Source organism: Ruegeria sp. AB10 (genome assembly GCF_056542745.1).
The window spans coordinates 301545-324016 of record NZ_JBQGAI010000003.1 but is presented as its reverse complement, the minus strand read 5'-3'; the positions used below and the strand labels follow the sequence as shown (position 1 = coordinate 324016).

The 22472-nt window shown below is 62.6% G+C and carries 18 protein-coding genes; 7 read left to right on the top strand and 11 right to left on the bottom strand.

From position 1 onward, the window contains the following. Positions 1–59 precede the first annotated feature (59 nt). From ACR0NT_RS09025 to ACR0NT_RS09015, 3 genes are read right to left on the bottom strand one after another with little or no spacing between them, the layout of a single operon-like run. Positions 60–941, bottom strand: a complete 882-nt coding sequence (locus ACR0NT_RS09025) for an esterase-like activity of phytase family protein (RefSeq protein WP_170444140.1) — start codon at positions 939–941, stop codon at positions 60–62. Further along, entirely contained in the window at positions 914–1777 is an 864-nt protein-coding gene (gene mepA / locus ACR0NT_RS09020) for a penicillin-insensitive murein endopeptidase (RefSeq protein ID WP_170444143.1), read from the bottom strand. The genes ACR0NT_RS09025 and mepA overlap by 28 nt, the downstream gene beginning before the upstream one ends. After that, positions 1774–3141, bottom strand: coding sequence for an MFS transporter (locus tag ACR0NT_RS09015; RefSeq protein ID WP_170444146.1), 1368 nt, complete (start codon positions 3139–3141; stop codon positions 1774–1776). The genes mepA and ACR0NT_RS09015 overlap by 4 nt, the downstream gene beginning before the upstream one ends. A 130-nt stretch (positions 3142–3271) precedes the next feature. On the opposite strand from ACR0NT_RS09015, the gene ACR0NT_RS09010 reads away from it, so the two are divergent. The 3 genes from ACR0NT_RS09010 (at position 3272) to yaaA (ending at position 6479) form a co-directional block, all read left to right on the top strand. Continuing rightward, entirely contained in the window at positions 3272–3559 is a 288-nt protein-coding gene (locus ACR0NT_RS09010; protein ID WP_170672828.1) for a YggT family protein, read from the top strand. A 77-nt stretch (positions 3560–3636) separates the two neighbouring features. Then, on the top strand, positions 3637–5676 hold the full coding sequence (gene recQ / locus ACR0NT_RS09005) for a DNA helicase RecQ (protein WP_170444151.1): 2040 nt from the start codon (positions 3637–3639) through the stop codon (positions 5674–5676). A gap of 32 nt (positions 5677–5708) precedes the next feature. Next, positions 5709–6479, top strand: a complete 771-nt coding sequence (gene yaaA, locus ACR0NT_RS09000; protein ID WP_170444154.1) for a peroxide stress protein YaaA — start codon at positions 5709–5711, stop codon at positions 6477–6479. On the opposite strand, the gene ACR0NT_RS08995 is transcribed toward yaaA, so the two are convergent. Then, entirely contained in the window at positions 6470–6928 is a 459-nt protein-coding gene (locus ACR0NT_RS08995; protein WP_170444157.1) for a VOC family protein, read from the bottom strand. The genes yaaA and ACR0NT_RS08995 overlap by 10 nt on opposite strands. A 9-nt stretch (positions 6929–6937) precedes the next feature. Continuing rightward, positions 6938–9145, bottom strand: coding sequence for a response regulator (locus tag ACR0NT_RS08990; RefSeq protein ID WP_170444160.1), 2208 nt, complete (start codon positions 9143–9145; stop codon positions 6938–6940). Between the two features lie 115 nt (positions 9146–9260). Here ACR0NT_RS08990 and ACR0NT_RS08985 point away from each other — a divergent pair, with 115 nt between their 5' ends. Then, entirely contained in the window at positions 9261–10109 is an 849-nt protein-coding gene (locus ACR0NT_RS08985; protein ID WP_170672826.1) for a fumarylacetoacetate hydrolase family protein, read from the top strand. Here the strand turns inward: ACR0NT_RS08985 and ACR0NT_RS08980 are convergent, their stop codons facing one another. Genes ACR0NT_RS08980 through ACR0NT_RS08965 form a run of 4 tightly spaced genes read right to left on the bottom strand, consistent with a single transcriptional unit; the run spans position 10110 to position 16787 of the window. Next, positions 10110–12152, bottom strand: coding sequence for a hypothetical protein (locus tag ACR0NT_RS08980; RefSeq protein WP_170672818.1), 2043 nt, complete (start codon positions 12150–12152; stop codon positions 10110–10112). It abuts the gene before it with no gap. Further along, positions 12149–14911, bottom strand: coding sequence for a DUF4159 domain-containing protein (locus tag ACR0NT_RS08975; protein ID WP_170672816.1), 2763 nt, complete (start codon positions 14909–14911; stop codon positions 12149–12151). The genes ACR0NT_RS08980 and ACR0NT_RS08975 overlap by 4 nt, the downstream gene beginning before the upstream one ends. Then, the gene (locus tag ACR0NT_RS08970) at positions 14908–15783 is read right to left on the bottom strand and encodes a DUF58 domain-containing protein (protein ID WP_170672814.1); all 876 of its coding nucleotides are present in this window, start codon (positions 15781–15783) and stop codon (positions 14908–14910) included. The genes ACR0NT_RS08975 and ACR0NT_RS08970 overlap by 4 nt, the downstream gene beginning before the upstream one ends. Next, positions 15780–16787, bottom strand: a complete 1008-nt coding sequence (locus ACR0NT_RS08965; RefSeq protein WP_170444176.1) for an AAA family ATPase — start codon at positions 16785–16787, stop codon at positions 15780–15782. Before ACR0NT_RS08965 ends, ACR0NT_RS08970 begins: the two co-directional genes overlap by 4 nt. 64 nt (positions 16788–16851) lie before the next feature. Here ACR0NT_RS08965 and ACR0NT_RS08960 point away from each other — a divergent pair, with 64 nt between their 5' ends. Beyond that, positions 16852–17430: a DUF1285 domain-containing protein gene (locus ACR0NT_RS08960; RefSeq protein WP_170672812.1), complete on the top strand. Its 579-nt coding sequence runs from the start codon at positions 16852–16854 to the stop codon at positions 17428–17430. Here the strand turns inward: ACR0NT_RS08960 and ACR0NT_RS08955 are convergent. Beyond that, positions 17427–18362: a DMT family transporter gene (locus ACR0NT_RS08955; protein WP_170672810.1), complete on the bottom strand. Its 936-nt coding sequence runs from the start codon at positions 18360–18362 to the stop codon at positions 17427–17429. The two genes, ACR0NT_RS08960 and ACR0NT_RS08955, sit on opposite strands and share 4 nt — an antisense overlap. 182 nt (positions 18363–18544) lie before the next feature. Here ACR0NT_RS08955 and ACR0NT_RS08950 point away from each other — a divergent pair, with 182 nt between their 5' ends. Then, complete coding sequence (locus ACR0NT_RS08950) at positions 18545–19300, top strand: TIM barrel protein (protein ID WP_170672807.1); 756 nt, start codon at positions 18545–18547, stop codon at positions 19298–19300. Between the two features lie 62 nt (positions 19301–19362). Continuing rightward, positions 19363–19593 (top strand): DUF2798 domain-containing protein, encoded by a 231-nt coding sequence (locus ACR0NT_RS08945; RefSeq protein WP_170672805.1) that lies wholly within the window; start codon positions 19363–19365, stop codon positions 19591–19593. A gap of 44 nt (positions 19594–19637) precedes the next feature. Here ACR0NT_RS08945 and polA read toward each other — a convergent pair whose 3' ends face one another. Then, entirely contained in the window at positions 19638–22436 is a 2799-nt protein-coding gene (gene polA, locus ACR0NT_RS08940) for a DNA polymerase I (protein ID WP_170672804.1), read from the bottom strand. Positions 22437–22472 lie beyond the last annotated feature (36 nt).

Sequence of the window (22472 nt, the reverse complement as noted above, 5' to 3'; positions counted from 1 at the left end):
ACTTGGCCGAGGGACCGTCCCAAGGCAAGCCGTGCGTTTAGACCCTTGGATGCCGCATGTCAATCCGGCAGCAGATATTCCACCAGTTCGGTGCGTTGCAGGGCCAGAAAGTTGTCATCCGAAATCATCGTGGCCCGCAGACGCCCCTGATCGTCGCGCCAGACCGACAGCCCTTCGAGGTTGTCATGGGCGCCGGTGCCGCTGGTGAACAGGGTTTCCTCGTCCCCGGGCACGTCCCCCGTGATCTGCCAGCGGCGCAGGCGAGTACGGAACCCGGTCAGCGACAGGCTGCGCTCCAACAGATAAAACCGACCGTCAGGTCCGAAATCGGCAGAGACGGGCAGAAACTTGCCCCGCTGCGGCAGCACAAAAGGCGTCGACCAGCCCTGCCCGTCCCAGCGATAGACGGGGATGTCACCCTGCCGGGTGCGGCTTTTCTCGGGCAGGGTATAAAGATGCCCCCGGTTGTCGATGGCCAGCGCCTCGAACGAACCGTTCTGTTTCAGGTCTTCAAACGCCTTAGGGCGCGGCAGCACCCGTGCGTTGGCATCGGGGGATGTATAGCGGGCCACGCGATGCAGCCATTCGAATGAGATGTAATAGCTGCCATCCGGCGCGACCGCGATGCCCTCGGAATCCCCGGTACCGCCCGACAAGGGCCGACCCTTGCTGGACAGAACCGGCCAGTTTCCGATGATCCGAACCCCAGTGATCTGATCCCCATCCCGCGCGATGGCCGCGCGGACAAGAACCGCCCGGTCGCTCAGCGCGATCATCTGGCGTCCGTTATCCGAGACATGCAGCGCCGAAAACCCGCCAAACCACTCGGCCTTGTGCCGCCACGCAAAGCTGTTCAGTTGGGTGGCCGTCTTGACCTCGACCGCCCAGACCGATCCGGCCAGCAGAACAGCAATCAGTTGGATTGCAAGACGGCTGCGCATTGCTGAGGCAAATCAGTCAGAACATATTCCCGGCGTTTCTTCGGCGGCGGCGCGTTCGGATCGGGCGGCGGCGGGTTGAGGATATTGCGCACCCATTGCTGCGCCTCGGCACAGCCATCCCCCGTGGGCGGCGGGTCCTGATTGACGCAGCCGCGCGAGCCTCTGGGACAATTCAGACGCACATGGAAGTGATAGTGATGGCCCCACCACGGCCTGATCTTGCGCAGATAGGCGCGATTGCCCTTCTCATCATTGCACATCTGAACCTTGGCACCGGGAAAGACGAAAATCCGCGCCACGCGCCTGTCCTTGGCGGCCTCGCGCAGCACTGCGTGGTGCTGTGCCGTCCAGTTACCATTCACATAGGCCCCGTTGGCGCGACGCAGGGAAACAGACGAAATTTTCTCGCGCGCCTTTCGGCTGAGACGCATGTTGTCACCGGGCAGCATCCAGATATCGATATCCAGACCCAGTTGATGCGAGCGGTGGCCCGAGGTCATCGGCCCGCCCCGCGGCTGGCTGATATCCCCGATATAGAGACCATTCCACCCCGGCTGCCGCGCCGCAAACCGGCTGAGGTCCTGCACATAGTCGATCGCCACCGGATGGCCCCAGTTGCGATTGCGCGACAGACGCATGGCCTGCCATGTCGGCCCGGTTTCGGGCAATTGCACCGACCCGGCGGCACATCCGCGCGAATAACTGCCGAACGCGGCCGGTTTTTGTTGTGAACTTTGCTTTTGCGCTCCGAACAATTGCTTGGCCAAGGGTTGCGCCCCGGCCGTTCCTGCCAATGTCATCGCGGCAATTAGTGCCAAAAAACGTAGTAAAATCATCTGCTCTGATCCCCTTCCGGTTTCACCCAGCGCATTAGGAACAGGCCCAGAATAAACAACAGAATGATCGGTGACACCCCTAGCCGTGCGCTACCGGTGGCAGCTGTGGCAATCCCGATCAGCAAGGGCGCGGCAAAGGCGGTAGCACGGCCCGAAAGACCGTAGAGACCAAAGCTTTCGACCGGCGCCTTGGGATCGGTGTGACGCACCATGAGCGAGCGGCTGGCCGATTGCAGAATGCCCCCCATACCGCCGATCAGAACGCCACAGCCAAAGAACACGATGTCCGGCAGGCCCGAGCCTTCAGGCAGCGCGATGCCGTAAATCTGCGTCCGGTCCATCGACACCACGGTGATGCAGACAAAGATCAAAACCCAGATCGCCACCAGAATGACCGGTTTAGGGCCGTATTTCTTGTCCATCTTGCCGCCGATCCACGCAAAAATAGCCGAGGCCAGCACGCTGACAATTCCGAACACGCCGATCTTGATCAGCCCCCACTCCAGCACCAGCCGCGCATAAACGCCGCCAAAACTGTAAAGCCCGTTCAGCGCGTCTCGATAGAACATGGACGAGCCCAGATAGGTCGCCAGACTGACCCGGTGGCGCAGGTCCGAGATCGATTTGCCCAGCAGGCGCAGCGCCTCACCAAAGCTGCCCGATTTGTTGCTGTCCGGATCATCGCGCACCCACAGGAAATACGGCACCATGAACAGGACGAACCACCCGGCGGTGAAGGGGCCGACGAACCGCGTTCCCTCTTGCTTGGCGGCGTCCAGCCCGAACATCGGCTCCATCCCGATCAGCGTTTTGCCGTTGGGCTGTTCGACAAACAGCAACAGCATGATCGCCAGCGAGATCAGCCCGCCGAAATAGCCAAAGGCAAAGCCCGAGCCCGAAATCTCTCCGACCTCGTTGTCATCGCCCAGATCGGGCAACTGCGAGTTGATGAAGATCAGCGCGTATTCCGCACCCACAAAGCCCAGCCCAAAGGCCGACAGCATCAGCCACATGTTCGAGCCATCCGGCATCGTGAACCACAGCGCCGCCGAGCCCACCGCATACATCACCGAAAACGCAAATATCCACGGGATACGCCGCCCCGACACATCGGCCATTGCGCCCAAAAGCGGCGCCCCGAACGCGATGATCAGCCCGGTGATCGTCAGGCAGTTGGCCCAGACCGTCTGCGCCCGCGCCGCTGCCGCCTGCGGCTCTAACCCGGTGCCCGAGAAATACCCCGCCGCAACCCCGGCGAAATAGGGACCAAAGACAAAGGTGACCAGAAGGGTGTGAAAGGGTTGGCTGGCCCAGTCGAAAAACCACCAGCCCCAAATGCGCTTGCGCTTGGAAATCTCTGCCATGACCGCCCCTGATTATCGTTGCGTTCATAAGACGGGCCTTTGTCCCGTTTCGCAAGCGTTCTGTTGGCACGGGCTTGCTCTTTGACGCGGGGGCGCTTAGGTCTCGTCAGACCAATACTCCGGAGGCCCCATGCTGTCGCTGATCCAAATTCTGCTGCTGATCCTGGACATTGTCTGGTTCATCATTCTGGCCCATGTGATCATGAGCTGGCTGATCAACTTTCAGGTGCTCAACCTGCATCAACAGCTGGTCGCGCAAATCTGGTACGGCCTGAACCGCATTCTGGAACCGATCTATGGCCCGATCCGCCGCTTTCTGCCTTCGATGGGCGGGCTGGACCTGACGCCTCTGGTCGTGCTGGTCGGCGTCTACGCGCTGAGGATCATCCTGATCAACAATATGGTCTATTTCGTCTGACCTCTTGTTCACCGAATCCTAGTATGTGATTGTCCTGTCTTGAGAGCAGATAAACCTTAAAACAGGGCAATCCCCACATGTTCGACGCCGCGCCTTTGCTGCGAGATGTCTTTGGATTCGACGACTTCCGCCCCGGTCAGGAAGAGATCGTCGATGCCGTGACCGCAGGCGAGAACGTGCTGGCCATCATGCCCACGGGCGGCGGTAAATCCCTGTGTTTCCAACTGCCTGCCCTGCTGCGCGACGGGGTGACGGTGGTGATTTCCCCGCTGATCGCCCTGATGCGCGATCAGGTGCGCGGGCTGCAAGAGGCCGGTGTCGAGGCCGGCGCCCTGACATCCGGCAACACCCCCGAAGAAACCGACGCCGTGTGGGAGGCGTTGGAGGCCGGACGGCTGAAACTGCTCTACATGGCCCCCGAACGGCTGGCCGCCGGGTCGGCGCTGGGAATGCTGCGCCGGATCAATGTCAACCTGATCGCCGTGGACGAGGCCCATTGCGTCAGCCAATGGGGCCACGATTTCCGCCCCGATTACCTGCGGATCGGAGAGCTGCGGCGCGCATTGGGCGTGCCTCTAGCGGCCTTCACCGCCACGGCAGATGCGGAAACGCAGGACGAGATCGTCGAGAAACTGTTCGACGGCACCGCGCCGCGCAAGTTCCTGCGCGGGTTTGACCGGCCCAACATCCATCTGGCCTTTGCCGCCAAGGACGGGCCGCGCAAGCAGGTGCTGGATTTCGCCGCCGCCCGCAAAGGGCAGTCCGGCATCGTCTATTGCGGCACCCGCAACAAGACCGAGGTGCTGACCCAAGCCCTGCGCGCCGAGGGCCACGTGGCCTGCCACTATCACGGCGGCATGGACCCCGAAGATCGCCGCATAGTCGAGACCCGCTTTGCCCGCGAGGACGGTCTGATCGTCGTTGCCACTGTGGCCTTTGGCATGGGCATCGACAAACCCGATATCCGCTGGGTCGCCCACGCGGACCTGCCCAAATCCATCGAGGCGTATTATCAGGAAATTGGTCGCGCCGGGCGCGATGGCGGGCCGGCTGAAACGCTGACCCTGTTTGGCCCCGACGACATCCGCCTGCGCCGCTCGCAGATCGACGAGGGGCTGGCCCCGCCCGAACGGCGCATGGCCGACCACGCCCGCCTGAACGCCTTACTTGGGTTGGCCGAGGCGCTGATCTGCCGCCGTCAGACCCTGCTGGGTTATTTCGGAGAACAGGCCGCGCCTTGCGGCAAATGCGATCTTTGCGACACCCCGCCCGAAGTGTTCGACGGCACCACCCCCGTCCGCATGGCCCTGTCCGCGATCCTGCGCACCGAGGAATGGTTCGGCGCGGGCCATCTGATCGACATCCTGCTGGGCAATGACACCGACAAGATCCGCGCCCGCCGTCATGATGCACTGTCCACCTATGGCATCGGCAAAGAGTGGTCGCGCCCGCAATGGCAGGCGATCTTCCGGCAGATGATGGGCCACGACCTTGTCCGCCCCGATCCTGAACGCCACGGCGCCCTGCGCATGACCGAGACCGCCAAGCCGATTCTGAAGGGCGAGGAACAGATCAGCCTGCGCAAGGATACGATCCGTAAGGCCACCCGCCGCCCCGCCGTCAAAATGATGGTGTCCGAAGAAGACGCGCCGCTGCTGAGCGCCCTCAAGGCCAAACGCCGCGCGTTGGCAGAAAGCGCGCGCGTTCCGGCCTATGTCATTTTCCCCGATCGCACCCTGATCGAGATGGCCGAAAACCGGCCCGTAACACTGGACGACATGGCCCGCATCGGCGGCGTCGGGGCCAAGAAACTGGAACGCTATGGCGATACCTTCCTTGAGGTGATCGCAGGTGCGGTCGAAACCGTGCACCCTGCCCGCCGCAAATTAGCCGGGCGCGATCAGGGCGAGATTTATGACCGGCTGCTGGAAGTTCAATCGCAACTGTCGCGCGGCCCCGACGGGATCGACAAGCCGTTGACCTGCTCGGCCTCGCAATTGGCCAAGGTGGCGCAATTGCGCCCCGGCGATCAGCGCGGGTTGGAACAAGTGCTGGGCGATCGTCGTCACGAAAGGTTTGGGGCCGCTTTTCTGGACGTCTTGCAACAAGCGGACTAGATACCCCGAACAGGCAAGCGAAGAGGGCGGATATGCTGGTAGTGATTTCCCCGGCCAAACGGCTGGACTGGGCAGAACGGGACGTCAAAGTCACGCAGCCCGACTTTCAGGACGACGCGATCCGCCTGTCGAAAACCGCCCGCAACCTGACGCTGGGCGATCTCAAGAAACTGATGGACCTGAGCGATGATCTCGCGCGTCTGAACCGCGACCGCTATCGCGCCTTTTCCGATGCGCCGGAAGCAGACGTCACCCGCCCCGCCGCGCTGGCCTTTGCGGGCGATACCTATCAGGGGCTAGAAGCGGCCTCGCTGGACACCGAGGAAATGGCATGGGCGCAGGATCACTTGCGCATTCTGTCCGGTCTCTACGGCGTGCTACGCCCGCTGGATGCGATTCAAGCCTATCGGCTTGAAATGGGCAGCAAGCTGAAAACCCGCCGCGGCAAGAACCTGTATGAATACTGGCGCGATCAGCTGAGCAAAGCCCTGAACACACAGGGCGTCGAGATTGGCGCGGACGTGCTGGTGAACTGCGCCAGTCAGGAATATTTCGGCGCGGTCGATCCCAAGGCGCTGAAACTGCGGGTGATCACCCCGGTCTTCATGGAAGACAAGGCAGGCACCCCCAAGATCGTCAGCTTCTTTGCCAAGAAAGCCCGCGGAGCCATGGCGCGCTACATCATCCAGCACCGCCTGACCGATCCCAAAGGCCTGCTGGATTTCGACACCGGCGGCTATGAATACCGCCCCGACCTGTCAGAAGAAGACAAACCCGTCTTCCTGCGTCCTTATCAGGCCTGATCCAGCATCGACCGGTCATAAGCAACAAGTTCGACCGTGTTGCCTTCGGGGTCTTCGGTGAAGATGCCGCGCCATCCGATCCAGCCGAAATGTTCGACGCGGTAAGGCTGGCTGATTTTGTCATACCAGCGCATCACAGCCTGTTGTTCCTCAAACGGCAGGGACAGCGCGATGTGGTGCAGCGAGGATCCGGCCCCGGTCGCGGGCCTGCTGGCACCGCTCGGGTGCAAACCGGGCCGCGGGGCAACCGTATGATGAAACAAGGCCAGCACCTGCGTGTGGCCGCCGAACCCTTCGGCAATGCGAAAGAATGTGATGGCGCTGTTGTGGTCGCCGGTCAGGCGTTCCAGCCCGATTACATTCTCATAAAATTCGACCATCGCACCCATATCGGCGCAACGAATGGCAATCTCGCCCAATGCACGGGGCTGAAATCCACGGTCTGACATTGGATCAGGCTAGCTGGTGGTGGCGTCTTCGGCAATGACGGGCAAAGCCTCTTCGGGCTGGTGATCCAGAATCATCTGATGGATTTTCCGTTTCTGCAGCGGCTTGGTCAGATAGTGATCCAGCCCCGCCGACAGGATACCCTGATCATCCCCGGCCATCGCATGCGCGGTCAGGGCCACGATCGGCACATGCCGTCCCGTTTCGATCTCACGCCGCCGGATTTCTGCCGTGGCCTGTTTGCCATCCATTTTGGGCATCGAGATATCCATGAAAATCAGATCGGGATCGAAGTCCTGATGTTTGTCCACCGCCTCGACTCCGTTGCCCGCGAATTGCAGGTCGATGTTCAGGTCCTTGACCATCTTTTGCAGGATCAGCTGATTGGTCCGGTTGTCCTCGGCGGCCAGCACGCGCATCTGCCGCTGGCGTTCGCTGGGCTGCGCAGGCGGGGGTTCCGGCGCCTCCGGTTCCGAGTCCGGTGCAGCGGACGACCGCCCCAGCGTGGTCAGGCGCGCATACAGCTCGGCCCGGGGGATGGGCTTCTGCAATACCCCTTCGATCAGGTGGCGGGCCGGGTTGGCGTGGATAACGCCGGGATTGGCCGACATCACCACCACAGGCAAATCGCCCCAACCCCTGTCCTTGAGCGTGGTCGCCAGCTCAAGCCCGTCCATGTCCGGCAGATCGTGATCGCACAGCAGCAGGTCGACGCTGTCATCGACGGCAGCCAGCGCCTCACCCCCCGAGGCGCAGACGGTAACCCGGGACCCCAGCCGCCCCAGCTGTTTCGAAAGGATGGCGCGGTTCACGGCCAGATCCTCGACCACGATCACATGACGCAGGCGATCCGCCAGATCGGGCGGCAAGGGTTGCGGGCCTTCGACGGTGGGCAGCGAAACCCGGAACCCGAAACACGACCCCTGCCCCGGTTCGCTCTCGACCCAGACCGTTCCGCCCATCAACGTCACCAGCCGGTTCGTGATGGCCAGCCCCAGCCCGGTGCCCTCGAATTCGCGGTTCTTCTCGTCTTCGACCTGATTGAATTCACCAAAGATATGCCCGATCTTGTCAGCCTCGATCCCGATGCCGGTATCCTCGATCGCGACGTGGATATCGCAAGTGTTGGTGTCTGAATTCGGCACTCCGGTCACGCGGATCAGCACATGCCCCTCAGCGGTGAACTTGACCGCGTTGCCCACCAGATTGGTCAGCACCTGCCGCACGCGTCCGGGATCGCCCACAAACAGGGTCGGCAGGAACAGGTCATAATCCACCAGCAGCGACAAACCCTTGTCACGCACGCTGGGCTGCAACAGCATCGCGACCTCAAGAATACAGCGTTCGAAATCGAACTGTTCAGGGTGCAGGATCAGCTTGTCGGCCTCGATCTTGGAATAATCCAGCACATCGTTGATGATCACCAGCAATGCCTCGCCCGAGTTGCGGATGGTGTTGAGATACAGGCGCTGCTCCTCGTCCAGCGGGGTTTCCGACAGCAATTCCGTCATCCCGACAATGCCGTTCATCGGCGTCCTGATCTCATGGCTCATATTGGCCAGAAAGGCGGATTTGGCCCGGTTTGCGGCCTCGGCCCGTTCGCGGGCGGCGTTCAGTTCGGCCTCATGCCGGACCGAGGCGGTGATGTTCAGGCCCAGGCTGACCACGTCGCCGCCATTGCCGCGCTGGTCGATCATCTTGAAATATTCGCCGTTCCACAGCTTGATCACCACCGGATCCGGATGCGGTTGCGCCCAGCGCGCCTGCATTCTTGCCTGCCAGTCCGCCGCCTTTTCCGCCCCGGTATCGACCAGCCCCTCATCTGTCAGAATCTCGAGGATACGGGCGTAGGTGATGCCGGGCTCTACCTCATCCAGACCGTCAAACAGGCTGAGGTAAGTCGCGTTGGCCCCGATCATGCGGTTTTGATGGTCAAAGAAGGCAAAGCCGTCCTGAATGGTCTGCATCGAATGCCACAAGCGGCGTTCGGCCACCTCGATCTTGGCATTGGCCTCGGTCAGGTCGGATTTGACCTTTTCATTCTCGTCCCGGACGGTTTCAACCTCGGCCTGGGTTTCGCCGATGCGTTTGGTCAGCGCCACCGCGTGCAGGCCCAGCTTCCGGTTGGCCGAGGAAAGCTCGGCCTGTTTCATCGCCAGCAGACGCTCGGCCGCCAGCCGCGCGCGCCGTTCCTGTGCCAGTTTGTTTGCAAGACTCATCTTTGGTGATCCCGGACCGTTCCGCGACCAGCATCCGGGCAGAGCGTGAAAAAGTGTTTAAGCCGTTGCCGGACCCGCGCGCCCCGTGTCAAAGTTTCAAAACCGGAGGTCTGCCATGCGCTTTACTCTCGCCACATCGGCACTTTGTTTTCTTGCCTCAATCGCATCGGCGCAGGCCGATTGCGCCACGGATGCGCAGATGGATCAATACGTGCAGGACTATCTGGCCAAGACGCCCACGCTCGCCCTTTCTGCCGGTGGCAGTATAGAGGGCGCGTTGTGCACCCAAGCCAAGATTATTGCCGCATTAGAGCCACATTTAGGCCCGGTCATCGGCTACAAGGCAGGCCTGACCAGCGCCCCGGCGCAGGAGCGTTTCGGAGCGTCCGAGCCGGTTCAGGGCGTCCTGTTCCGCGACATGATGCTTAAGGACGGCGCAACGGTGCCGATCACATGGGGCGCCCGTCCGGTGTTCGAGGCCGATCTGGTTCTGGTCGTCGGGGACGCGGGCATCAATCAGGCCACGACACCCGCCGAGGTCATGGCACACATCTCGGGCATCCGCCCCTTTATCGAACTGCCCGACCTGACACTGGCCGAGGGCGAACCGATCACCCCGGTGACCCTGACCGCCATCGCGGTTGCACCGAAACTGGGCGTGTTAGGCTCTGAAGTACCGGTTTCTGACCCTGTGGCGATGACACAGGCGCTGGCGGACATGACCGTCACGCTCAGCGCCGCGGATGGAGAGGTTCTGGCACAGGCCCCCGGCACGGTGGTTCTGGGGCACCCCGCCAATGCAGCCCTGTGGCTGATGTCCAAAGGGATCGCGTTCCAGCCCGGAGACATGATCTCGGTTGGATCCTTCGGACCGCTTGTGCCGCCTGCCAAAGGCAAGGGCGGCGCATCGGCCACCTATACCGGATTGCCCGGCGATCCGACGGTCAGCGTGATGTTCGAGTAATCAGCGCCGCCCCTCGCGCAGCCAACCGGCCAGCAGGAACCCTCCGGCCAGCACCAGCACCAGCCACGGCGGCAGCAGCCCGGCCTGCGTGACGTCGCGCGTTTCATAAGCGTTGCGCGGGGTCAGGCCGATCCAACCGCGACCCGAGGCCGGACGCCCGGCGCGGACATTGCGGATTGACGGCAACCCGTCCTCCAACCGCATCGCACCGCCGCGCAACTCGTCCAGCACAGGTTCCAGAACCTCACTGGTGGCAATGGTGCGTTCGAACTCCTTCGGCGCGGCGGGGCCCAGCCCGATCACCGCCATCTGGTCACCTTCCTGCAGACGGTAAAGGCCGATCTCGGGGCCGTAATACAGCGACTCGAACCGGCCCGGAGACACTTCGTCCAGCGTGATCTCAAGCGTTTCGCCATTGGGAAGGGTGATGGTCACAGGCCCGACCTCATCTTCCAGCGTCTGCCGGATGATACGCATGAATTGGCCGTTGGCCTCGGCCCACAGGGCTTCTTCCTCCAACTCGGGCTCTTTCATCATCCAATGGGCCAGACGGCGCAGCAGTTCCAGCTGCGGGCCGCCGCCCTCAAAGCCCCGGCTCCAGAGCCACGCATGGTCCGAGGCCAGCAGCGCCACGCGCCCGTCGCCCACACGGTCCAGCACCAGCAAGGGGCGTTCATCCACGCCGGTCATCAACAGCTCACCCGTGCGGTGGTTCACGTCAATCTGGCGCAGCCACGCGCCCCAATCCTCGGAATCGCCCAGATTGGTCGTCACCGGATGGCGATGACCCAGATCGGTGACCATGGGCACAAAGCGTTCCTCGATCACCCGCGCGGTAGGTTGCGCCGGCAGGATCGACGCCAAGGGCGAGCGGAAGATGCTGTCGGCGCTGGCAAAATCCGGCCCTGCGGCAATCAGGACCGCGCCGCCTTCGTTGATATAGTTAGTGACATTGTCCAGATAGATCGCTGGCAGGATGCCGCGCCGCTTGTAGCGGTCAAAGATGATCAGGTCGAAATCGTTGATCTTTTCCAGAAACAGCTCACGCGTGGGGAAGGCGATCAGCGAGAGTTCGTCCACCGGCACACCGTCCTGTTTCTCGGGCGGACGCAGGATGGTGAAATGCACCAGATCGACCGAGCTGTCGGATTTCAGCAGGTTGCGCCATGTCCGCCCGCCGGGGTGTGGCTCGCCCGAGACCAGCAGCACCCGCAGCCGGTCGCGCACGCCGTTCATCTGGATCAGCGCGGTGTTGTTGCGGTCGGTCAACTCGCCCTCGGCCTGCGGTACGGTGAATTGGATGACGTTGCGGCCGCCATGGGGCAGCGTGATGGGCAGTTCGACATCAATGCCGATGGGGATGTTCAACTGTTCCGGCTCGGCCCCGTCAACCGACAGCTCAAGCGGTGCGGTCACGGCCCCGGCGGGCGCAGCCCCGCTGTCCTCGATCCGCAGGGTCAGGGTCACGGGCTCGCCGATAATGGCAAAGGCGGGGGCGTTGCGGACGATCAGGCGACGATCCCAGTCGCTGTCGCGCCCGGTCTGCAGCAAGTGCAACGGCGCGGGTAGGTCCGGGGCCTGATCGACGTCATGCACGATGCCATCCGACACCACCAGAATACCGGCGATCCGGGCACGCGGTTCCTCGGCCAGCGCCTCGTTCAGCGCGGTCATGACCTGTGTGCCTTCGTCGCCGTTGCCATCACCCACCCTGATCCGGCGCAGTTCTGTATTGTCGCGAGATTCGATTTCGACGGCTAGGTCCTCAGCCGCCTGCGCGGTCTGCTCGGCCCGGTCCGAGAGGGTCTGGCTGGCGCTTTCATCCTCGATCATCAGCACGATGTCGGTCAGCGGCGCGCGGTCTTCGACCTGATAGACCGGTTCCGCCAGCGCGGCGATCACGACCAAAGCCGCCAGCCCGCGCAAGGCCCAACCGGACAGGCCGCGCCACAGGGCCAGACTGACACCCGCCACCGCAATTGCGGCAACGATGGCCAGAACCGGCCACGGGATCAGCGGATCGAATATGACGGTTCCGGTCATTGTCCCAACCTGTCCAAAAGCGCAGGCACGTGGACCTGATCGGATTTGTAGTTCCCGGTCAGCACATGCATCACCAGATTGACGCCAAAGCGATTGGCCAGCTCGCGCTGACGTTCACCTGCATAACCGCGCCCCACCGGCAGCAGCGCCTGCCCGTTGCGGTCCACCGCCCAGGCCGAGGCCCAGTCATTGCCTCCAATCACCACCGGGGTCACGTTGTCGTTGAGGTTGCGGAAGGGCATCCCTTCGATCTGTTCCGCATCCATCGGCGCGGCCTCGACCCAGACCTCGGTGCCTGCATACCGGCCCGGGAAATCCTGCAGCAGATAGAAGGCACGGGTCAGCACATGGTCACGAGGAACAGGCTCTAACGAAGGGATATTCAACGGCCCGGCCAGCTGCTGCAGCTTGCGTCCATTGGGGCTGGCGGCGCCATACCGCGCCACATCCGCATCCCGCGTGTCGAACAGGATCATGCCGCCCGAGCGCAGATAGGCGTTGAGCTTGGCATAAGCCTCGACCGAAGGCTGCGGCTGATCCGGCGTGATCGGCCAGTAGAGCAGCGGGAAAAATGCCAGCTCATCGCGTTCCAGATCCACCCCGATCGGTTCGATCGGCTCGACCGAAGTACGGTAATACAGCGTTTGCGACAGCCCACGCATCCCCGCGCCGGCCACTTCGTCAACCTGCGCATTGCCGGTCAGCACATGGGCCAGCACCAGTTCCTGCGTGGCGCTCAGGGCAAATTCGGTCTCTTCCGGCGTCTGCGCCTGCGCCTCGGGCACCAGCATTACCGCACCCAGCGCGACCGCCGCCGCTTTGGCCAGACCGAGACGACCGGACAGGGCCAGCGAGGCGATCACGTCCAAGGTCAGCAGCAACAGTGCAAGGCTGAGCAGCAGCCCCCCGATCGGTGTCTCGTTGTTTACTTCCTGCCCCTTGATCGGCACATCCGAGGGCCAGCTCACCGGGTTCAGCACCGCATCCTCGGACAGAACATTCAACGCCAGCTTCTGCTTGCCGCTTTCATAAAGGCCGGGCTGCAAATCCGGCCCGATGGTGCCCGAAATCAGGTCAGAGCCCTCAACACCCGCCAGATTGCCCGCATCCGAAAGGGTGCCAAACCCGTCCATGACCTGTATCGGCTCCCACGTGGTGCCTTGCAACTGAGCCTCCTGCCGGGATTTGGCGGCCGAGGCCACGGCAAGGCGATCCAGCATTTCGACAAACAGACCGGACAGCGGCAGGCTGGACCATTCTGCATCGGCGGTCACGTGGAACAGCACCACCTGCCCCAGCCCCAACGCCTTGCGCGTGACCAGAGGCGTACCGTCCGATAGTGACGCAATGACCCGATCCGCCAGGTTAGGGTCTGGTTGCGCCATGACCTGCGTGGTCACCGTGACATCGTCCGGCACCTGCAGCCCGTAGAAAGGCGAGTTTTCCGGGAAGGGCGCCAACCCTTTCGCCTCACCCCAGCTCATCGCGCCACCGACCGAGCGGCCACCACTGCGCAGACGAACGGGCAACAGGGGATCCTCGGCATCGCGTCCCATATCGCTGGCGGCCATGCGCGGGCCGGCAAAGCGCAGCAGCAATCCGCCCTGTTCCACCCATTCGATCAGCGCGGCCTGTTCGCCGTCGGACAGTTTTGCCACATCGGCCAGAACGATCACATCCGGGTTGGCGGGCAGAACCTCCAGCAGCCCGCCTTCAACAAAATCCGCCGTGGGTTTCAGAACCTGCGTCAGGTAATGCAACGGGGACAGCAGCTCCAACCCTTCGCGGTTCAGCGTCCCGGCGATCAGGGCGACCTCGCGCCGACGCAGGCTGTCATCGGTCAGCGTCACCGCTCCGGCGGAACGCTGGCCTTGAATTTCGAACCTTGTGATCCGGGCGCGCAGCTCGGATGGCAGGGCCAGATCCACCTGCGCTAACGTTTCTCCGCTGGGGAATTCCATCTCGGCCGATTGCAGGACACGCATCGCACCGGCCGGATCGCGGCCCTGCGCCAGCACGGTAATTCGGTCGGCGGGCCCCGGCACCGCGCGTTGGGCGGTCAACTGGATCACACCATCCTGATAGGCGGCAGGCAGGATCGCGACCACCGGTGCCGCGGATTGATATACCGTCACCGCTCCCCGCGCCTGCGCCGCCGCCAGAACCCGGTCATGGCCGTCAAAGGCCAGGCGGTCACTGAACCAATGAGTATCAAACCCTCCGTCCAGTTGATCCAGCGCGGCCAGCGCCTGATCGATCTGAGTTTCGGTGGGCTGCCACGGGGTTGGCGTCAGGCCCGGCAGGCGTCCGCGCCACGCCTCGGCGGCCTGGAACACCGGCACTTCGGGTTCGGTCAGGCGCAAGATGGCCACGGTGCGCCCGGCCCGCCCGGCCTCGGTCAACTGCACGTCGATCTGATCCAGCGTCGAAGACCACCGCGTCGCCCCCGCCCAGCTGGCATCCAGCACCAGCAAGAGCGGCCCCGTCCCGGTTTCATCCCGCGAGGGATTCAGGACTGGTCCGGCCAGCCCGATGATGATCGCCGCCGCCGCCAGCATCCGCAACAGCAGCAGCCACCACGGCGTGCGGTCCGAGACGCTTTCGTCATCCTTCAACCCCAGCAGCAGCGTCACCGCCGGGAACAGACGGCGGATCGGTGCGGGCGGCACGGCGCGCAGGATCAGCCACAGGATCGGCAGGGTCAGCAGACCCAGCAGCACCCATGGGGCGGTAAAGCCAATGCCCGCCAGAATCGTCATCGCGTACCCCCGTCCAGCGCCCGATAAAGCCACAACAGAGCCGCTTGTGCGCTGTCCTCAGTATGGTGCAGACCCAACTGCCAGCCGGTCGCGCGGCACAGCTGCGTCAGCGCGTCCTTGCGCTTGGCAAGGCGTTCCAGATAGCGCTCGCGCAGGTCTCCCGCCTTGAGGGTTTCGTGCCGGACCGAGCCGCCAACGCTTTCAAAGATGGTCCGGCCGCGATAGGGAAAGGTCTCTTCACCGGGATCGAGAACCTGCAATAGAACCCCCCGAACACCACGGTCGGCGGCTTTGGTCAGGGCAAGTTCGACCTCGTCCAAAGGGCCAAGAAAATCGGAAATGAACACGGCGCGGGCATGGGGGATCATGGCCCGGTGTTCGGGTGGGGTATAGTCGGTGTCGGAATCTTCGGACCAGGCCTGCGCCAGACGGATGACCTGCGCATTGCCGCGCCGGGGCGGCAAGGTGGTGCCGGTCAGGCCGACCCGCTCACCGCCGCGCACCAGCAGGATGGCCGTGGACAGGCCCAGCAGCCGCGCGCGGTCGGCTTTGGAGGGCAGAGACTTGTCGGAGGCAAACCGCATCGACGCGCCCTGATCCACCCACAGCATCACCGATTGCGCAATCTGCCATTCGCGTTCCCGCACAAACTGCTGATCCCCGCGGGCCGAGCGCCGGTGGTCAATCATCCGGCGACTGTCGCCGATCTGCGCCGGGCGGTATTGCCAGAAGTCATCGCCAAGGCCTGAGCGTCTGCGCCCGTGGTCGCCCAGCAGCACCGTTCCGGCCAGATGTTCCGCCCGCGCTAAAAGGGGCGGCAGCCGGGACGCCTCGGCCTCGGATCTTTCGCGAAGGGTCAGCGCGGCATTCACGCCGCAGCCTCGGTGCGGATCAGCCCGGCCGCGGTCGAGTCGATCAGATCGGCCAGACTGTCACCGCGCGCCCGTGCCGCAAAGTTCAGCGCCATCCGGTGGCTGAGCACCGGGCGCGCCATGTCCAGCACATCCTCAGCATTGGGCGCCAGCCGCCCTTGCAGCATCGCCCGTGCCCGCACCGTCATCATCAGCGCCTGCGCCGCGCGCGGACCAGGGCCCCAAGCGACGGTTTCGGCCACCCGTTCGGACACGCCAGCCTCTTCGGGGCGGAAGGCGCGGACCAGATCGAGGATAAGCTCCACAACCGACTCTCCCACCGGCATCCGGCGCAGCAGGACCTGCGCGGCCAGCAATTCCTCTTTGGTGAAAATCTCGTGCGCGTCATCTTCTTCGACGCCGGTGGTCGCCAGCAGGATATCGCGTTCGGTCTGACGATCCGGATAATCCACGTCGATCTGCACCAGAAAGCGGTCCAGCTGCGCCTCGGGCAGCGGATAGGTGCCCTCTTGTTCGATCGGGTTTTGCGTGGCCAGCACGTGGAAGGGTTCACCCAACGAGCGATCCTCGCCCGCCACGGTCACCGTGCGTTCCTGCATCGCCTGCAGCAGCGCCGACTGGGTGCGCGGGCTGGCACGGTTGATCTCATCCGCCATCAGAAGCTGACAGAAGATCGGGCCGGGAATGAACCGGAAATGGCGGCTGCCGTCATCGGCGGTGTCCAGAACCTCGGACCCCAGAATATCGGCAGGCATCAGATCGGGCGTGAACTGAATGCGATTGCCGTGCAGGCCCATCACGGTCGAAAGCGTCTCAACCAGTCGCGTCTTGCCCAGACCCGGCAGACCGATCAACAATGCGTGACCACCGCAAAGCAACGCGGTCAGGGTCAGATCCACGACCCTTTCCTGCCCGATAAAGCGGCGGGTGATCGAGGATTTGGCCTCTTGCAGCTTATTTTCCAACGCTTCGATCTCGGACACGAGGTCGGCAGGTTCGGTCATGACTTTCCCTTCCGTGGACTATTATGATTGAAGTGTATCGCGCTGAGAGGAAATGGCAAAAGCAATGAGCGGACAAAAACCTGTGACACCTTCGCCTGATGGCCTGGCTGCATCAGTCAAAGCGGCCAAATCCAGGGGATTGCCCCCCGTTCACCTGTGGAATCCTCCGTTTTGCGGCGATCTGGACATCCGGATCGCAAAAGATGGCACATGGAGTTATTTAGGCTCGCCCATCAACCGGTTCGAGCTTGTGAAGCTTTTTTCCTCAATTCTTAAGAAAGAAGACGGGAAATACTATCTGGTGACCCCGGTCGAAAAGGTGGGAATCACCGTCGAGGACGCCCCCTTTGTTGCCGTCGATTTCGATATCGAGGGCGAAGGTGAGGCGCAAAACCTGAGTTTCACCACCCATGTCGGTGACACGGCCGTGGCCGGGCCAGACCATCCGATCCGCATTGTCATTGATCCCGAAACAGATGAGCCGTCACCCTATATATTGGTGCGCGCAAACCTTGAGGCGCGGATCGACCGCAAAAGCTTCTACCGCCTCGTGGACATCGCCGAACACAGTGGCGATTGGTTCGGCGTCTGGTCCGGCAGGCAGTTTTTCCCGCTGATCAAGTCAAACGACCTGCCCGATTAAGCGGGGTTCGCGACCTTCCGGTCCTGCGCCAGCACAACCGCCATCGCCACGATCCCCGCGCCCAGCGCTCGGGTCCAGTTCCACTCCTCCCCCAGCACCAGCATGATCAGCATCACGTAAAACGGCGCGATGTTGATGTGGAACGAGGCCAGCGCCACACCCAGCCGTCCGACCGATGAGATGAACAGAACCTGGCTGATGCCCAACGCCACCAGCGCATAAATGCCCAGCATACCGACCTGCTGAACGTCGATCGGCGCGGTCGGCATGACCTCCATCCCAAATTGCCCCGCCACAAAAAACAGCAGCAAAGCCACACCCAGCCCACCGGCAAAGGTAATGGTGCTGCGCCCGGTCTGGCTGAGTTCGGGAAAGTCCCGCGCGGTCGCCATGCAGGCCCAGCAGAACAGCCCGGTGGACACGATGGCACAGGCCGCGCCCAACCCCAATTGCGCCGGAGCCACGGCGCTGGTGGCGATCAGGCCGCCAATGATCGACACGACCACGCCAAGGGCAAAGTTCCACCGCAACCGCCGTGTTCCCGCCGCCAGCTCGATCAGCGTCGCAAACAGAGGCGCGCAGGATGCGATGATCGCCACGGTCACCGGGTCGGTCATCTTTTGCGCCAGAATGATCAGGAACATGCCCGCGCCCAGCATTGCGCCGACAAACAGCGCATGCCCCCAGCGCGCCCGCAACACACGATCCCAACCGTCGATCAGAAACCAGACCGGCAGCATGACCGCGACCGCCAGCGCCAGCCGTGCAGCAAACAACGCGACCGGAGGCCAGCTTTGCAACAACACCTCAGCCGCCGGGAACCCTGCTGCCCATGTCAGCATCGAGGCCACGGCCAAACCATTGCCGGACAAGGCAGAATTGCCGCCACCAGACACAGAGAGAGTGTTCCCGCGCGCGGGGTCAGGGCTCATTGCCATGGGGTTCATACCTTCTGTTGGCACGGCGCCGTTGAAATGATTCGCCGTCTAACTCGGACCGTCTCTGATTCACGGGCGGCGTTCTGGCCGATTTTCGACAATCTGTCGTTTTTGATCCTCTTTCGCTGAAAACGCCTCGCCGCTAATCTCCGCGCAGAAACTGACCGAGACCGCCCATGCCCAGATTTGCCGCCAATATTTCCCTGCTCTTTACCGAACTTCCCTATCTGGAACGCTTTCAGGCAGCGGCCGAAGCCGGGTTCAAAGCGGTCGAGATCTTGTTCCCTTACGAACTGGCCGCCAAGGAAACCCGCCGAGCGCTGCTGGTCAACGGGCTCGACCTGGTCCTGATCAACGCCCCGCCGCCCAATTACACCGGAGGGCAGCCCGGCTATGCCGCCATTCCGGGCGGCGACGCGCGGTTCCAATCCGATATCCGCCGCGTGCTGCGCTATGCCGATATCCTGCGGCCGGGGCTGATCCACATCATGTCCGGCTATGCCTCCGGGCAGGATGCGTTGGAAAGCTTCGTGCGCAACCTGCAATGGGCCGCCGACTTCGCCCCGCAGCAACAGTTCACCATCGAACCGCTCAACCCGGTGTCCCAACCCGGATATTTCCTGAATGACTATGATCTGGCAGTGCAGGTGCTGGACCGGGTGGACCGCCCGAATATCGGCCTGCAATTTGACAGTTTCCACGCCCATATGATCCACGGCGATGCGCAGACGGTCTGGGACCGCTTTCACCCTCGGGTCGTCCACGCCCAGATCGGTGCCGCCCCGGATCGCCGCGAACCAGGGCGCGGGCCAACAGATTTCGGTCACCTGTTCACCGCCATGGACGCCGCAGGCTATGCCGGTTGGGTCAGCGCCGAATACACGCCCTCAACGCCCCGCACTCCCGACAGTCTTGGCTGGATGCGGGTCTAGCTCTGGTCTTTTGCCGGAAAATGCAGCACATCTGGAGCGACTCGACCCTTAGGATGTCCAAAATGATTTCTGCCCGTTATGCCCGCGCCGTGTTCAGCCTGATCATGTCGGGCCTGATGTCCTGCATCGTGACCGGTATCGCGACCGTGAAAGCCATTGGATTTGGCCCCAACACCCTGGCGGACTGGTTGGCGTCCTGGGCCTTTTGCTGGCCCATCGCCTTCATCGTCATCCTGTCGCTTGGCCCATCGGTGCAACGGCTGGTGAACCGCATGGTCAGTCCGCAGGGCTGACCCGCTGCGAAGAGGGCCCGCCGGGCCTGATGAGCGGCGCCCCCCTAGTGCGCCTCGGCCCAGTTCGCACCCTGGCCTGCATCCGCGACCAGCTTGATGTCCAGCTTCACCGCCGGGTCCGCCGCGCCCTCCATGACGTCGCGCGCCACGCCGATCACCTGATCCACCGCGTCTTCGGCCACTTCGAACAGCAATTCGTCATGTACCTGCAACAGCATCTTGGCGGGCAGCCCGTTGATCGCATCGGGCATCCGCACCATCGCCCGCCGGATCACATCCGCCGCCGTGCCCTGAATCGGCGCGTTGATCGCCGCCCGGCGCGAAAAGCCAGCATGCGGCCCCTTGGCATTGATCTCGGGCGTGTGGATTTTGCGTCCGAATAGGGTCTGCACATAGCCATTCTCTTTGGCAAACGCGACCGTGTCGTCCATATAGCGGCGAATACCCGGGAAGCGTTCGAAATAGCGATCGATAAAGCCCTGCGCCTCGGCCCGCGGGATGCGCAGATTGCGCGCCAGACCAAAGCCCGAAATGCCGTAGATCACACCAAAGTTGATCGCCTTGGCCTGACGGCGGATATCCGGTGTCATCTCGTCCAGCGGCACATCGAACATCTCGGACGCGGTCATGGCGTGAATGTCCAACCCATCCGCAAAGGCCTGTTTCAGGGCGGGGATATCGGCGATATGTGCCAGAATGCGCAACTCGATCTGGCTATAGTCGAGGCTGACCATCACATTGCCCGGCTCAGCAATGAACGCCTCACGAATACGCCGCCCTTCTTCGGTCCGTACCGGGATGTTCTGCAGGTTCGGATCGGTCGAGGCCAGACGCCCCGTATTCGCGCCGGTGATCGAATAAGACGTATGCACCCGGCCCGTATCGGGATTGATATGGGTCTGCAGCGCGTCGGTGTAGGTCGATTTCAGTTTGGAAAGCTGCCGCCAATCCAACACCCGGCGGGGCAATTCGTGCTCGGTCGCGAGGTCTTCCAGAATATCAGCGCCAGTCGAGTATTTCCCGGTCTTGCCCTTCTTGCCGCCCTCAAGCCCCATCTTGTCGAACAGGATTTCACCCAGTTGCGCGGGCGATCCGACGTTGAAGTTTTCTCCGGCCAGTTCGTGGATTTCAGCCTCTAACCCGGCCATTTTCTGCGCAAACGCGTTGGACATGCGGCTCAGAACATCGCGATCAACCTTGATGCCGTGCATCTCCATCTCGGCCAGCACCGGCACCAGCGGACGTTCGAGCGTTTCATAGACCGTCGTCACCTGCACCTGATGCAGTTGCGGCTTGAACAGTTTCCAAAGGCGCAGGGTGATGTCCGCATCCTCGGCGGCGTAAGCCGTGGCCTCGTCAATCGGCACCTTGTCGAAGGTGATCGCCGACTTGCCCGAGCCCAGCAGCGGTTTGATCGGGATCGGCGTGTGGCTCAGATACCGTTCGGACAGCGTATCCATGCCATGCCCATGCTCGCCTCCGTGCATGGCATAAGACATCAGCATCGTGTCATCGATCGGGGCCACGTCGATGCCATAACGCGCGAAAATCTTGGCGTCGTATTTCATGTTCTGCCCGATCTTCAGGATCGACGAGTCTTCGAACATCGGTTTTAGCAGTGTTAGAGCCTGTTCCACCGGCATCTGTCCCTCGGCCAGCGCGTCCGAGCCGAACAGATCATCGCTCGCGCCCTCGCGGTGGGTCAGAGGGATATAGCAGGCCTCACCGGCCTCAACGCACAGCGAAATGCCCACCAGATCGGCGATCATTTCGTTCAGGCCGGTGGTCTCGGTATCGACGGCGATCCAGCCGCGCTCATAGGCCCGGTCGATCCACTTTTGCAGGGCACCGGCGTCGCGGACGCATTCGTACTTCGACGCATCGAAGGGCAGCGCCTCAGCTTCTTCGACCTCGGCAACCGGCGCGGGCGCGTCAGCAATCACCGGAGCTTCGGCCCCCAGCTTGTCCGCGATGCGCTTGGTGAGGGTGCGAAACTCCATATCCGCCAGAAAACCCAAGAGGGTGTCGGGATCGGGATCCTTCACCTCCAGATCGTCCAGGGTGAAATCCAGCGGTGTCTGCTCATCCAATTGCACCAGCTTCTTCGACAGCTCGATCTGCTCGCGCTTTTCGATCAGGGTCTGGCGGCGCTTGGGCTGTTTGATCTCTTCCGCGCGGTCCAGCAGCGTTTCCAGATCGCCATATTCGTTGATCAGCAGGGCGGCGGTCTTGATCCCGATCCCCGGAGCCCCCGGCACGTTGTCGACCGAATCCCCGGCCAAGGCCTGCACGTCGACCACCCGTTCGGGGCCAACGCCGAATTTCTCGAACACACCATCGCGATCAATGCGCTTGTTCTTCATCGCGTCCAGCATTTCCACGCCGCCGCCGACCAGTTGCATCAGGTCCTTGTCGGAACTGACAATGGTCACACGGCCCCCCGCCTCGCGCGCCTGCACGGCCAGAGTGGCAATGATGTCGTCGGCCTCATAGCCCTCAAGTTCCTTGCAGGCGATGTTGAAGGCACGCGTTGCCTCTCGGGTCAGAGGCATCTGCGGGCGCAGGTCCTCGGGCATCGCCTCTCGATTGGCTTTATACAGGTCATACAGATCGTTGCGGAAGGTGTGAGAGCCTTTGTCGAAGATCACCGCCACATGGGTCGGCGCATCGGGGCCCGCGTTATCCTCGACATATTTCTGCAACATGTTGCAGAACCCCGACACAGCGCCAATCGGCAAACCATCGGATTTCCGCGTCAGCGGTGGCAGCGCGTGATAAGCCCTGAAAATAAAGGCCGATCCATCGATCAGATGCAGGTGACACCCTTTTCTGAAATTGCTCATGCGCGCTCTCCCTGTCGGTCTGGAATGGTTCTGCCA

Excerpts from the sequence above, each read along its gene's own strand:
- ACR0NT_RS08975 (WP_170672816.1), bottom strand. The coding sequence starts at position 14,911 with ATGACGATTCTGGCGGGCATTGGCTTTACCGCCCCATGGGTGCTGCTG.
- ACR0NT_RS08995 (WP_170444157.1), bottom strand. The coding sequence starts at position 6,928 with ATGTCAGACCGTGGATTTCAGCCCCGTGCATTGGGCGAGATTGCCATT.
- ACR0NT_RS08985 (WP_170672826.1), top strand. The coding sequence starts at position 9,261 with ATGCGCTTTACTCTCGCCACATCGGCACTTTGTTTTCTTGCCTCAATC.
- ACR0NT_RS09025 (WP_170444140.1), bottom strand. The coding sequence starts at position 941 with ATGCGCAGCCGTCTTGCAATCCAACTGATTGCTGTTCTGCTGGCCGGA.
- ACR0NT_RS08980 (WP_170672818.1), bottom strand. The coding sequence starts at position 12,152 with ATGACCGGAACCGTCATATTCGATCCGCTGATCCCGTGGCCGGTTCTG.
- ACR0NT_RS08990 (WP_170444160.1), bottom strand. The coding sequence starts at position 9,145 with ATGAGTCTTGCAAACAAACTGGCACAGGAACGGCGCGCGCGGCTGGCG.
- ACR0NT_RS08955 (WP_170672810.1), bottom strand. The coding sequence starts at position 18,362 with ATGAGCCCTGACCCCGCGCGCGGGAACACTCTCTCTGTGTCTGGTGGC.
- polA (WP_170672804.1), bottom strand. The coding sequence starts at position 22,436 with ATGAGCAATTTCAGAAAAGGGTGTCACCTGCATCTGATCGATGGATCG.
- ACR0NT_RS08945 (WP_170672805.1), top strand. The coding sequence starts at position 19,363 with ATGATTTCTGCCCGTTATGCCCGCGCCGTGTTCAGCCTGATCATGTCG.
- ACR0NT_RS09010 (WP_170672828.1), top strand. The coding sequence starts at position 3,272 with ATGCTGTCGCTGATCCAAATTCTGCTGCTGATCCTGGACATTGTCTGG.
- ACR0NT_RS09015 (WP_170444146.1), bottom strand. The coding sequence starts at position 3,141 with ATGGCAGAGATTTCCAAGCGCAAGCGCATTTGGGGCTGGTGGTTTTTC.
- yaaA (WP_170444154.1), top strand. The coding sequence starts at position 5,709 with ATGCTGGTAGTGATTTCCCCGGCCAAACGGCTGGACTGGGCAGAACGG.
- ACR0NT_RS08960 (WP_170672812.1), top strand. The coding sequence starts at position 16,852 with ATGAGCGGACAAAAACCTGTGACACCTTCGCCTGATGGCCTGGCTGCA.
- ACR0NT_RS08950 (WP_170672807.1), top strand. The coding sequence starts at position 18,545 with ATGCCCAGATTTGCCGCCAATATTTCCCTGCTCTTTACCGAACTTCCC.
- mepA (WP_170444143.1), bottom strand. The coding sequence starts at position 1,777 with ATGATTTTACTACGTTTTTTGGCACTAATTGCCGCGATGACATTGGCA.
- recQ (WP_170444151.1), top strand. The coding sequence starts at position 3,637 with ATGTTCGACGCCGCGCCTTTGCTGCGAGATGTCTTTGGATTCGACGAC.
- ACR0NT_RS08965 (WP_170444176.1), bottom strand. The coding sequence starts at position 16,787 with ATGACCGAACCTGCCGACCTCGTGTCCGAGATCGAAGCGTTGGAAAAT.